This is a genomic window from Pseudonocardia oceanicola (genome assembly GCF_047200735.1).
In the GTDB taxonomy this organism is placed as follows: Bacteria; Actinomycetota; Actinomycetes; order Mycobacteriales; family Pseudonocardiaceae; genus Pseudonocardia.
In genome coordinates, this window is the sequence record NZ_JBJZON010000001.1 from 686,538 (window position 1) to 699,111 (window position 12,574).

8 protein-coding genes are annotated in these 12,574 nt (G+C 72.0%); 6 read left to right on the top strand and 2 right to left on the bottom strand.

What is annotated here, in order from left to right; genetic code table 11:
* The first annotated feature begins 31 nt into the window (after positions 1–31).
* From ACL02T_RS03185 to ACL02T_RS03210, 6 genes are all read left to right on the top strand, one after another.
* Complete coding sequence (locus ACL02T_RS03185; protein WP_412829103.1) at positions 32–706, top strand: MBL fold metallo-hydrolase; 675 nt, start codon at positions 32–34, stop codon at positions 704–706.
* Between the two features lie 343 nt (positions 707–1,049).
* Positions 1,050–3,980, top strand: a complete 2,931-nt coding sequence (gene uvrA / locus ACL02T_RS03190; protein WP_412829104.1) for an excinuclease ABC subunit UvrA — start codon at positions 1,050–1,052, stop codon at positions 3,978–3,980.
* A 293-nt stretch (positions 3,981–4,273) separates the two neighbouring features.
* On the top strand, positions 4,274–5,395 hold the full coding sequence (locus ACL02T_RS03195) for an ABC transporter substrate-binding protein (protein ID WP_412829105.1): 1,122 nt from the start codon (positions 4,274–4,276) through the stop codon (positions 5,393–5,395).
* Positions 5,396–5,430: 35 nt separating this feature from the next.
* Positions 5,431–6,282, top strand: a complete 852-nt coding sequence (locus ACL02T_RS03200; protein ID WP_412829106.1) for an ABC transporter ATP-binding protein — start codon at positions 5,431–5,433, stop codon at positions 6,280–6,282.
* Positions 6,282–7,133, top strand: coding sequence for an ABC transporter permease (locus ACL02T_RS03205; protein WP_412829107.1), 852 nt, complete (start codon positions 6,282–6,284; stop codon positions 7,131–7,133). Before ACL02T_RS03200 ends, ACL02T_RS03205 begins: the two co-directional genes overlap by 1 nt.
* Positions 7,130–8,029: an ABC transporter permease gene (locus tag ACL02T_RS03210; protein ID WP_412829108.1), complete on the top strand. Its 900-nt coding sequence runs from the start codon at positions 7,130–7,132 to the stop codon at positions 8,027–8,029. The genes ACL02T_RS03205 and ACL02T_RS03210 overlap by 4 nt, the downstream gene beginning before the upstream one ends.
* Before the next feature lie 500 nt (positions 8,030–8,529).
* Here the strand turns inward: ACL02T_RS03210 and ACL02T_RS03215 are convergent, their stop codons facing one another.
* Both ACL02T_RS03215 and ACL02T_RS03220 read right to left on the bottom strand, forming a co-directional pair.
* On the bottom strand, positions 8,530–9,354 hold the full coding sequence (locus tag ACL02T_RS03215; RefSeq protein ID WP_412829109.1) for an SWIM zinc finger family protein: 825 nt from the start codon (positions 9,352–9,354) through the stop codon (positions 8,530–8,532).
* Entirely contained in the window at positions 9,351–12,407 is a 3,057-nt protein-coding gene (locus tag ACL02T_RS03220) for a DEAD/DEAH box helicase (RefSeq protein WP_412829110.1), read from the bottom strand. Before ACL02T_RS03220 ends, ACL02T_RS03215 begins: the two co-directional genes overlap by 4 nt.
* Between the last annotated feature and the right edge of the window lie 167 nt (positions 12,408–12,574).

The following is a 12,574-nucleotide window of genomic DNA, read 5'->3' on the forward strand; positions in this document are numbered from 1 at the left end:
CGGGTCGGGTCGGCCGCACTAGGGTGCCCGCGTGGACGTCCTGGACGAGTACAGCGGGCACACCGACCCCGGCGGCGCGGCGATCCGGCGGAGCCTCGGCCCGCTCACCATCAGCAAGCTGTCCGTCGGTCCGATGGACAACAACGCCTACCTGCTGACCTGCACCGCGACGAACGAGGCGCTGCTCGTCGACGCGGCGAACGAGCCCGAGCGGATCGCCGACCTGGTCGGGGCCGAGGACGGTCGGCCCGAGCTGCGGCACCTCGTCACCACCCACCGCCACCAGGACCACTGGCAGGCGCTGGGCGCGGTGGCGGGGATGTTCCAGACCCGACAGATCGCGCACCCGCTCGACGCCCCCGAGCTGCCGATCCCGATGGACGAGCTGGTCTCGCACGGCGACACCGTGGGGTTCGGCGAGATCACCCTCGAGGTCATCCACCTGCGCGGGCACACGCCGGGCTCGATCGCGCTGCTCTACCGCGGGCCGGACCGGCCGCACCTGTTCACGGGTGACTCGCTGTTCCCGGGCGGCCCCGGGAAGACCTGGTCGGCCGAGGACTTCGCCTCGCTGATGGACGACCTGGAGTCCCGCGTGTTCGGCGAGCTGCCCGACGACACCTGGGTCTACCCCGGCCACGGCGACGACACGACCCTGGGCCGGGAGCGACCGTCGCTGAAGGAGTGGCGCGAGCGCGGGTGGTGAGCCGCCCGGCGGGACGGGCGCCGGTGGGAGGGTCGGGCGGGCCGCCGTCGAACATGTGTGCGACAGTGGTCACCTGGTCCGGCGGACGTCGCCGGGAAGCAGCGGGCGGTTCACGGCGTTGAGCCGGGTGGCCGGACGGGCTCCCGGCGCCGACCACGGTGCCGGACGTGCCCGGCGGCCGTCGGTCGCCCGGCGCTCGCCGGTGCGCAACCGTCGACCGGGGCTCCCGGGCCGGACGGTGCGCACCTTTCTGTCGGGCCCCCGGCCTAGCATCGATCGCGGGTCCCCGGTCTGCCGCGGACCGGGCCCGCCGATCACCGGTGACCCGATAGGAGGCGCCCTCGTGGCACAGGTCCGCACCCCGCACGACGCTCCCCGGCTGGTCGTGCGCGGCGCGCGCGAGCACAACCTGCGTGGGGTCGATCTCGACCTGCCCCGGGACAGCCTCGTCGTGTTCACCGGGCTGTCCGGTTCCGGCAAGTCGAGCCTCGCGTTCGACACGATCTTCGCCGAGGGTCAGCGCCGGTACGTCGAGTCGCTGTCGGCGTACGCCCGGCAGTTCCTCGGCCAGATGGACAAGCCCGACGTCGACTTCATCGAAGGGCTCTCGCCCGCGGTGTCGATCGACCAGAAGTCCACGAACCGCAACCCGCGCTCGACCGTCGGCACGATCACCGAGGTCTACGACTACCTGCGACTGCTCTACGCCCGGGCCGGCGTCCCGCACTGCCCGGTCTGCGGGGAGGTCATCGAGAAGCAGACCCCGCAGCAGATCGTCGACCAGGTGCTGGCGATGGAGGAGGGCAGCCGCTTCCAGGTGCTCGCCCCGGTGGTCCGCACCCGCAAGGGCGAGTTCGTGGACCTCTTCACCACCCTGCAGGGCCAGGGCTACTCCCGCGTGCTGGTCGACGGCTCGGTGCACCAACTGAGCAACCCGCCGACGCTGAAGAAGCAGGAGAAGCACGACATCGCGGTCGTCGTCGACCGGCTGTCGGTCAAGCCGAGCGCCAAGCAGCGGCTCACCGACTCGGTGGAGACCGCGCTGCGCCTGGCGGACGGGCTGGTGGTGCTGGACTTCGTCGACCTGGAGGACGAGCACCCGCACCGCGAGCGCCGGTTCTCCGAGCGGATGGCCTGCCCCAACGGGCACCCGCTCACGCTCGACGACCTCGAGCCCCGCACGTTCTCCTTCAACTCGCCGTACGGCGCCTGCCCGGAGTGCTCGGGCATCGGCATCAAGAAGGAGGTCGACCCGGAGCTCGTCATCCCCGACCCGGAGCTCAGCCTGGCCGACGGGGCCGTGGCGCCGTGGAACAACGGACACACGGCCGAGTACTTCGGCCGGCTGCTGTCCGGGCTGGCCACGAGCGTCGGGTTCCGGATGGACACACCGTGGCGCAAGCTGCCCGCCGAGGCACAGAAGGCGGTGCTGCACGGCAGCGACGACCAGGTGCACGTCCGTTATCGGAACCGGTACGGGCGCGAGCGCGCCTACTACGCCAATTTCGAGGGCGTGATCCCGTTCCTCGAGCGCCGGCTGGACCAGACCGAGTCCGAGTCGCAGCGCGATCGGTACGAGGGCTACATGCGGGACGTCCCGTGCCCGGCGTGCAAGGGGGCGCGGCTCAAGCCGGAGGTCCTGGCCGTCACGCTGGCGCACCGTGAGCAGGGCGACCGGTCGATCGCCGAGGTGTCGGCCATGTCGGTGGCCGAGTGCGCCGAGTTCCTCGACGGGATGGTGCTCGACCAGCGGCAGGCGATGATCGCGGGCCGGGTGCTCAAGGAGATCCAGGCCCGCCTCGGGTTCCTGCTCGACGTCGGGCTGGACTACCTGTCGCTCGACCGCGCCGCGGGCACCCTGTCCGGCGGCGAGGCGCAGCGCATCCGGCTGGCCACGCAGATCGGCTCCGGCCTGGTCGGCGTGCTCTACGTGCTCGACGAACCGTCGATCGGGCTGCACCAGCGGGACAACCGCCGGCTGATCGACACGCTGACCCGGCTCAAGGAGCTGGGCAACACGCTGATCGTGGTGGAGCACGACGAGGACACCATCCGGGCCGCGGACTGGGCCGTCGACATCGGCCCGGGCGCGGGCGAGCACGGTGGCGAGGTCGTGCACTCCGGCCCGGTCGCCGAGCTCGAGTCGCACGACACCTCGCTGACCGGGGCGTACCTGTCGGGCCGGCGGAGCATCCCGGTGCCGGACGTGCGGCGCACGCTCGACCCGGAGCGCAGGCTCACGATCGTCGGCGCGCGCGAGCACAACCTGCGGGGGATCGATGTCGACATCCCGCTCGGCGGGCTCGTCTCGATCACCGGTGTGTCCGGCTCGGGCAAGTCCACGCTGATCAACGACATCCTGGCCACCGTGCTGGCGAACAAGCTCAACGGCGCCCGCCAGGTGCCGGGCCGGCACACCCGGATCACCGGCATCGAGCAGCTGGACAAGCTCGTGCGCGTCGACCAGTCACCGATCGGGCGCACGCCGCGGTCCAACCCGGCCACGTACACCGGGGTGTGGGACAAGGTCCGCACGCTGTTCGCGTCGACCACCGAGGCGAAGGTGCGGGGCTACCAGGCCGGCCGCTTCTCGTTCAACGTCAAGGGCGGGCGCTGCGAGGCGTGCTCCGGCGACGGCACGATCAAGATCGAGATGAACTTCCTGCCCGACGTGTACGTCCCCTGCGAGGTCTGCAAGGGCGCCCGGTACAACCGGGAGACCCTCGAGGTGCACTACAAGGGCAAGACCGTGGCCGACGTGCTGGACATGCCGATCGAGGAGGCGGCGGAGTTCTTCGCGCCGATCACCTCGATCAGCCGGTACCTGACCACGCTCGTCGACGTCGGGCTGGGCTACGTCCGGCTCGGGCAGCCGGCGCCCACCTTGTCCGGTGGCGAGGCGCAGCGCGTGAAGCTGGCCAGCGAGCTGCAGAAGCGGTCCAACGGTCGGACGATCTACATCCTCGACGAGCCGACCACGGGCCTGCACTTCGAGGACATCCGCAAGTTGCTGATGGTGATCAACGGCCTGGTCGACAAGGGCAACACCGTCGTCGTCATCGAGCACAACCTCGACGTGATCAAGACGTCGGACTGGGTCGTCGACATGGGCCCCGAGGGCGGCTCGGGCGGTGGCACGGTCGTCGCCCAGGGCACTCCCGAGGAGGTCGCGGGCACCGAGGGCAGCTACACCGGTCTGTTCCTCAAGGACCTGGTGGCGCCGGCGGCCCCGCTCCGGCGCACCCGGCGGAAGAAGGCCGTCGCCGCGAGCTGAGCGTCGTCACTCCGACCGGGCGTGCCCGGGGTCGCCGCGGTGGCCCCGGGCACGCTGCGTTCGTGGCAGTCAGCCCACGGTGAGCAACCGTGGCATCACCCACTCGTGTTGCACAAGCGCGACCGACCGGCATCACCGCCGTAACGACGGCGAAACCGCGACGAACCCGGATCTTCCTAGATTCTGCGGGTCGGCGCGTCGGGGACCGTCGGTGCCGACCACCGACAGACCGCCGATGCGCCCGCAGCCGTCCCGCCCCGAGACGGCGACCGTTCGTCGTAGGAGAACGCCACATGACGCTGCTCGTCCCGCCGCCCCACCAGCGCCCCACCGGTCCGAGCACCAGCCGGCGCGGCTTCCTGCGCCTCGCCGGCCTGGGCGTCGGCGTGGGTGCCGCCGGGGCGGCCCTCGCCGCCTGTGGTGGCGGTGGCTCCGGGAGCTCGTCGGCCGCGGGCGCGGCCTCCGCCGCCCCGGGCCAGTACGGCACGCTCGCCCTGCAGCTGTCGTGGATCAAGAACATCGAGTTCGCCGGCGAGTACATGGCGGACTCCAAGGGCTACTACCGCGACGCCGGCTTCGAGTCGGTCGACCTGGTGACCGGCCCGGTCGACAGCGCCGACGCGCTGGTCCTGGCCAAGAACGTCGACGTCGGCCTGTCCGCGCCCGACGCGACCGCCCGGTTCGTCACCGAGCAGGGCGCGCCGTTGAAGATCATCGGCAGCACGTTCCAGAAGAACCCGTTCTGCATCCTGTCGATGGAGGAGGGCGTCCCGATCCGTACCCCGCAGGACCTGGTCGGCAAGCGGCTGGGCATCCAGGCGGGCACGAATCAGCAGATCTTCGCCGGGTTCCTCAAGGCCAACGACATCGACCCGGGCAGCGTCCAGCAGGTCGTCGTGCAGTACGAGCCGACCCCGCTCACCGAGAAGAGCGTCGACGGGTTCATGGCGTACACGACCAACGAGCCGTTCCTCATCAAGGCGGACGGCTTCACCCCCGTCACGTTGCCCTTCGCCGACAACGGGCTCCCGCTCACGGCCGAGACCTTCACCGTGCTGCAGGAGACGATCGAGAACGACCGCGACAAGCTCAAGGCGTTCCTGACCGCGGAGATCAAGGGCTGGAACGACGCCGTCGCGGACCCGCAGGGCTCGGCCGAGCTCGCCGTGAACACCTACGGCAAGGACCTGGGGCTCGACGTCCCGGGCCAGACCGAGCAGATGCAGGCCCAGAACGAGCTCGTCGTCAGCGCGGACACCAAGGCCAACGGCCTGTTCACGCTCACCCCGCAGCTGCAGGACAACATCGTCGAGGCCCTGGGGAACATCGGCATCACCATCGTCGCCGCCGATCTGTTCGACCTCACGCTCCTCGACGAGATCTACGCGTCCGACCCGGGCCTGATCAAGGCCTGACCGGCGGCACGAACGAGCAGCGGGAGGAGACGGCTGTGACGGGGACACCCCTCGACCAGCACGCGGGCAGCCGGTCCACCACGGACCCGAAGGCCGAACCGCGTGCGGCGACCGGGATCAACATCCAGGGCCTCGAGAAGGTCTTCACCCTGGGTCGCCGGTCGGTGCAGGCGCTGGCGGCGACCAGCCTGGGCACCGCGCAGAACTCGTTCCTCTCGCTGCTCGGCCCGTCGGGCTGCGGCAAGTCGACGATCCTGCGCATCCTCGCCGGGCTGGAGACGCCGACCCGGGGGACCGCGCTGATCAACGGGCGGTCCACCCGGGAGATCCAGCGTGACCACCAGCTCGGCATCGCCTTCCAGGAGGCCGCCCTGCTGCCGTGGCGCAGCGTGACGAGCAACATCCGGCTGCCGCTGGAGGTCGCCGGTATCGCCCCCGGGCCCGGGCTGATCGACGAGCTCGTCCGGCTGGTCGGGTTGTCGGGCTTCGAGAAGGCCAAGCCGGCGCAGCTCTCCGGCGGCATGCGGCAGCGCGTGGCCATCGCGCGCTGCCTGGCCGTGCAGCCCACGGTCATGCTGCTCGACGAGCCCTTCGGCGCGCTCGACGACATGACCCGCCAGCGGCTGAACGTCGAGCTGCTGCGGATCTGGACCGAGCGGCCGGCGACCACGCTGATGGTCACCCACGGGATCTCGGAGGCGGTGTTCCTGTCCGACGTCGTGGCCGTGATGAGCCCGCGGCCCGGCCGGATCGCCGAGGTGGTCGAGATCGACCTGCCGCGGCCGCGGCTGCCCGAGCTGCAGCGCACCCCCGAGTTCCACGAGTACGTGGACCGGCTCTCCGAGATCCTCTTCGGCCGCGGCGGGGCGCCCGCCGGGGCGCACTGATGGCGGCGCCCACCGTCACGCCCGGCTCCGCCGCGGAGGAGGGCGGCCGGTTCCCGGCCGTGCGTGGGGCGCCGCCGTGGGTCGGCGGGATCGTCGGCGTGATCATGATCATTGGCGTCTGGTGGATCGCGTCGCTCACCCTCTACCAGGGCAGTGGGGCGATCCCGACCCCGCCGTCCGTCGTCGCCAGGTTCTTCGACGCCGGGCAGTGGTCGGCCACCCTGAGCAACGCCGGCGGGACCGTGGGGTCGGCCGCCCTCGGCTACCTGTGGGGCAACCTCGCGGCGATCGTGCTGGCCGTGATCGTGCTGCTGGTGCCGCCGCTGGAGGCGTTGGCCCACCAGATCGCCGTGGTCAGCTACTGCATCCCGCTGGTCGCCATCGGGCCGGTCGTCGTCATCGTGGCCGGGCGGGACGCGCCGTCGGGCGCCTCCGTCGTGCTGGCCGCGATGAGCTGCTTCTTCACCACCGCCGTCGGCTGCCTGCTCGGTCTGCGTGCCGCGCCCCGCACCAGCATCGACCTGATCAAGGCGTACGGCGGCGGCGCATGGACGTCGCTGCGCAAGGTCCAGCTGATCTCGGCCCTGCCCAGCCTCTTCGCCGCGCTGAAGATCGCGGCACCGGCGGCGTTCCTCGGCGCGATCCTCGCCGAGTACCTCGGCAGCGGCGGCGACTCCACGCTCGGCCGCGCCGTCATCGCCGCGCAGTCCCAGTCCGACGCGCCCCAGCTCTGGTACCTCGCGCTGGTCAGCGGGATCGTCTCCGGCCTCGGCTTCGTCGTGGTCGGGCTGATCGCCAAGCTGGTCACGCCGTGGACCGCGGGCACCGACGTCCCGGCAGGAGCGACATGACCGCCACGACCACCGCCGCGCCCGCGGGCGAGGTGACCAGCACGGCGGGCGGTGCCGAGACCACCCGAGCCCTCCTGCGTCGCACGGGCCGGGCCGGGGTCACGATCGTCATCGCGCTCGTGGTGCTGGCGCTGCTGTGGCAGGTGCTGCTGCTGGTGTTCGACGTGTCGTCGTTCGTCGGGAAGTCGCCGCACAACGTCGTGCAGTACCTGTTCTCCGACGACCCGCCCCGCGGGGTCCGGCCGGCCTCGATGAGCGCGGAGCAGGCGCGGGCGGACAGCTTCGGTGCACTCGGTACGACGCTGCTCAACGCGCTGATCGGGTTCGTCGCGGGCATGGTCGTCGCGACGCTGGTCGCGATCGGGTTCGTGCTGTGGAAGCCGGTGGAGTTCGCGTTCATGCCGATCGCCATGCTGCTGCGCTCCGTGCCGCTGGTCGCGATGGCGCCGGTGCTGCTGCTGATCTTCGGCCAGGGCAAGCTCGGCATCGCTGTGATCGCCGCGATCGTGGTGCTCTTCCCGGTCCTGGTCAACGTCGTCGTCGGGCTCAACTCGGCCCCGCCGCAGTCCCTCGACCTGATCACGGTGAACGGCGGCTCCGCGCTCACCGCCCTGGTCAAGGTCCGGATCCCTTCGGCGCTGCCCGAGTTCCTGGCCTCGGTGCGGATCTCCGTGCCCGGGGCGATCGTCGGGTCCATGCTGGCCGAGTGGCTCGTGGGCTTCGCGGGCATGGGCGGCGTGCTGTCCGGGTACAAGGGGTCCGGCAACTACGGCGGCGTCTGGACGATCGTCGCGCTCGCCGTCATCGCCTCGATCGTGCTCTACGAGCTGGCGACCCTCCTCGAGGCGGCAGCACTGACGCGCTGGGGACCGAACGCCGGCCTCAGCAGCGGCTAGAGCCGCCGAGGACCGTGGCTCCGTGGTGACGTCCGGCCCGGCACTCTGCTGCACATGGTTCCATAACGCGTGTCGGGCCTGATGCCTCGGCGCATTATGGTTCCATAACGCTCTTGGGTGTGGCGTCCGGGCGCATTATGGCCCCATGACGCGCATCTAGTGCGGTGCCCTGGTGTGCCATGGTTCCACAGTGCGTACCTCGAGCGCCGTCCTGGGCGCTATGGTCCCAGAATGCGTGCCCGGAGCGTCGTTCGGCCACCGTGCCGCCGCCCTCGATCGGGCACGGATGGTGCTCGGCGTAGGTGATCAGGGGCTTGGCGGTGAGCACGACCGTCGGCCGCCCCGACGAGCGTGTCCCGCAACCGCTCGCCCTGCTCGCGGAGCGCCGTTCCGAGCACTATGGTTCCATAATGCGCGCCCGGAGCGCCGTTCCGCGCACTATGGTTCCATAATGCGCTCCGGACGGACGGCCTCCGCGCGAAGCGACTCCGTAGTGGATGTCAGTCGGGGAACTGCTCGTACGCCGGGCGGAGCAGGTCGCGGACCTCGTGCCGGCGCACCCGGATCGGCAGCTCCGGCACCTGGTCGAGCAGCGCGCCCGGCTCGGGCTCGGCCGGTGTGAACCGGGTGAGATCGAGCTCGCCGGCCGAGTAGAAGGTGTCGAGCAGCTCGCCGAGGGGCCGGGCAGTCTCCTCCGGGACCGGCTCGGGAGCCCCGCCGCTGCCGCGGCGGTGGCGAAGGTTCGCGAGCAGGGTCTCGCGGTCGCGTCCGCGCAGGGCGAGGACCTCGAACGGATCGGCGTCGAAACGCTCGGCGAGCAGATAGAACACGGCCGCGACGTGTTTGCACGGGACCGTCGGATCAGGGCAGGCGCAGTCCATGGCCAGGTCGCGCTGCGAGGCCGGGAAGAGCGCCAGGCCGAGACCGGCGAACAGCTCCTCGATCTCCGGCGGCATCCCGCCGGCCAGCAGCGTGGCGGCGTACCAGGCGTCGTCGGCCAGGGCCTGCTCCGCCCGCGACCACTCCTGCTTGCCCCACGCCGGGATCCCGATGCGCACCTTGTAGGGGGTGGGTCGGGTGCCCTGCACCAGCGCGACCACGGCGCCCGCGTCGACCTCGCAGGACACGATCTGCCCGGAGCGGGCGTAGCTGCGGCCGCGGTGCAGGCGCCCGCCGACGCCGAGCGACTCCAGCACCGCGACGAACCGCTTCGACCACCACGTGCGCGCGACGGTACCGCGCGTGGAGTGGATCTGGATGCCGTTCTCCACGCGCAGCGGGCGCTTCGGGTGGTCCTCCTGCGCCCAGAAGGGTTGATCGCTCACTCGTCCTCCACCGCGTCGGCGCCGAGGGCGAGGACCGAGCGCAGCTCGCCGGTGGACAGCTCGGTGAGCCACCCCTCGCCGTCGCTGATCACCATGTCCGACAACGCCTTCTTCGACTCGAGCAGCGCGTCGATCCGCTCCTCCACGGTGCCGGGACACACGAACTTGCGCACCTGGACGGTACGGCTCTGCCCGATCCGGAACGCCCGGTCCGTGGCCTGCTCCTCGACGGCCGGGTTCCACCAGCGGTCCAGGTGCACGACGTGGTTCGCGGCGGTGAGCGTGAGCCCCGTGCCGCCGGCCTTGAGCGACAACAGGAAGATCGACGGGCCGTCGCCGGACTGGAAGCGCTCGACCATCGCGTCCCGCTGCTGCTTCGGCGTGCCCCCGTGCAGATGCAGCACCTCCTGGTCGAACCGCGCCGACAGGTGGGGGACCAGCATCGACGCGAACTCGGTGAACTGCGAGAACAGCAGCACCTTGTCGCCTTCGGCCAGGATCTCGGTCAGCAGCTCCTCGAGGCGCGCGACCTTTCCCGAGCGCTTCCCGATCGGCGAGCCGTCGTGCAGCAGCTGGGCCGGGTGGTTGCAGACCTGCTTGAGCTTGGCCATCGCGGCCAGCACGTTGCCGCGCCGCTGGATGCCGACCGAGTCCTCGATCTTCTCCATCATGTCGTCGACGATCGTGCGGTAGAGCGAGGCCTGCTCGCGGGTGAGGTGGTACTCCTGCCTGATCTCGATCTTCTCGGGCAGGTCGTCGATCACGGCGGGGTCGGTCTTGAGCCGGCGGAGCAGATAGGGGCGGGTGATCCGGCGCAGCGCCTCCGCCGCCTCGGGGCTGCCGTGCCGCTCGATCGGCACCGCGAACCGTTGGCGGAACCGTTCCGGGGTGCCGAGCATGCCCGGGTTCAGGAAGTCCATGATCGACCACAGCTCGGCCAGCCGGTTCTCCATCGGCGTGCCGGTGAGCGCGATGCGGTGGCCGGCGACGATACGCCGGGCTGCCTTCGACGGCGACGCGTTGCTGTTCTTGATCGCCTGTGCCTCGTCGAGCACCAGCCGGTGCCATGGCAGCGACTCCAGCTCCTCGATGTCGCGGGAGGCGGTGCCGTAGGTCGTGACCACGACGTCCGCCTCCGCCGACCGCTCCCGTAACGCCTCCCCGCGGGGCCGGGTGGGGCCGTGGTGGGCATGCACGCGCAGGTCCGGCGCGAACCGGGCCGCCTCCCGCTGCCAGGTACCGACGAGGGACATGGGGCAGAGGATCAGGGTCGGGCCGGACGAGCCTCGATCGCGTTCGAGGGCCTCGAGGGCCAACAGCTGGATCGTCTTGCCCAGGCCCATGTCGTCCGCCAGGCAGGCGCCGAGCCCGAGCGAGGACAGGAACGCCAGCCAGGACAGCCCACGCTTCTGGTAGGGCCGCAGCTCGGCCCGGAATCCCGGCGGCGGGTCGAGCGGCTCGAGCGTGCGGTCCGCCGTGCCGCCGAGCAGGTCGCCGATCCAGCCCTCGGCCGCGACCGAGGTGATCGGCAGGGGGGTGTCGACGGCGCCCTGGGCCAGGCTCAGCGCGTCGGCCACCGTTCCGGAGCCCCGGCGGCCGTTCTGCCGGCGGAGGAACTCGAGGCCGCGGGACAGCGCGTCGGCGTCGACGCTGACCCACCGACCGCGGATCCGCACGAGCTTGGCCTTGGCCGCGACCAGCGCGGCGATCTCCTCCTCGTCGAGCTCCTCGTCGCCGGCGGCCAGCGTCCAGCGGAACCTCGCGAGCTCCTCCCGGCCGAGCCCGCCGCGCGTGACGACGCCCGGGGCCGGCGGCGAGGACACCGACAGTCGCAACCCGAGTGGGCGCCGCCCGTTCCACCCCGCCGGGAGCTGCACGCCGAAGCCCGCCGCGAGCAGCCGCGCGGCGTCCTCGGTGAGGAAGCGGTGCGCCTCGTCGAGCTCGAGGTCGAGCTCCTCGGGCCGGGCCTGGCGCAGCGCACCGGTCAGCGGCGGGTAGACCAGCGCGGCCCGGCCCAGCTCGGCCAGCAGCAGCTCCTGCGCCGAGGTGATCAGCCGGTCGGCGCGGCCCGCCCAGACGTCGTCGGCCGGGAGGACCAGGCTGGGATCCTCGGTCGACTGCAACTGGAACTCCAGCACCCACTGGGTGCCGTCGCCGGTCTGGTCCAGCGGATCGTCCCCCGGATCGGCGGGATCGTGCAGCGTGCTGATCTCCGACAGCCGGAAGGTCGCCCGGGCGGGTCCGGTCTCCTCGGTGGTGACGGCGTCCCAGGCGCCCAGCGCGTCGGCCAGCGTGGCGAGCTCCCGCTCGGCGGCCACGAAGCGCGGGTCCGGCCCGGCGAGCGCGGCCAGCCAGGCCTCGGTGGCGGGCAGCGCCTTCGGCGCGCGACCGCGACGCGGCGGCACGAGGGCGACGGGCGCGTCGGCGCGGGCGAGGCGCTCGCGCACCGCCGCGTCGACCAGCGCGTCCAGTGCCGCATCCACCAGCAGGTCGGGGGAGTGGCCGGCGGTGTCGCCGCTACGCCGCTGCGCGGCGCGCCCGATCGGGGGCAGCGCCTCGACCAGCGATCGGCGGGCCACCGCGTCGAGCCCCTGGACGACGGGCCGCCAGCGCGCCTCCGGTCCCGGGCGCAGGGTGGGCAGGACCCGCCCGCGGGCGGCGAGATCGTCCGCGAACGCCGCGAGGGCCCGCAGGTGGGCGACGGAGGCACCGTAGCGTACGTCGTCCGCCGGGTCGGCCAGCTCACCCGGCTCGACGACGACGGCCGGGACCGTCCAGGGCGTCAACGACACCTCGGACGACCGCCGCCGCGGCGCTGTGCGGCGGACGAGCTCGGGGGACTCGACCGGGCCGCTCGCGCGGGAGGGGAGCAGCAGCGTCACCGAGGTCTGCTTGCCGGGGTGGATCCCGGCCAGCAGCGACGCCGGCACGGCAAACGGGTGCGGCCGCGCGCTGCGCAACGAGCGGCGCGAGGTGGTGGCGGGGCGCTCGCCGTCCTCCGCCCAGAGCACGACACCCCGGGCGGGACACCAGAGGGCGTGAACGACCAGCACGGGATCAGGCTACGAGCCACCCCCGACAGTTTCCGACCCCCGTGATCATTCCGCGAGTCGGCGGTTCCGAGACACCGAGTGTCGTCTCCTGGCTACGGAGATGTGCGACTCAGGGGTCGGAGAGCGCCGACTCGCGAGCGCCGGCGTCGGTGTGCCGCTCCCGGTTG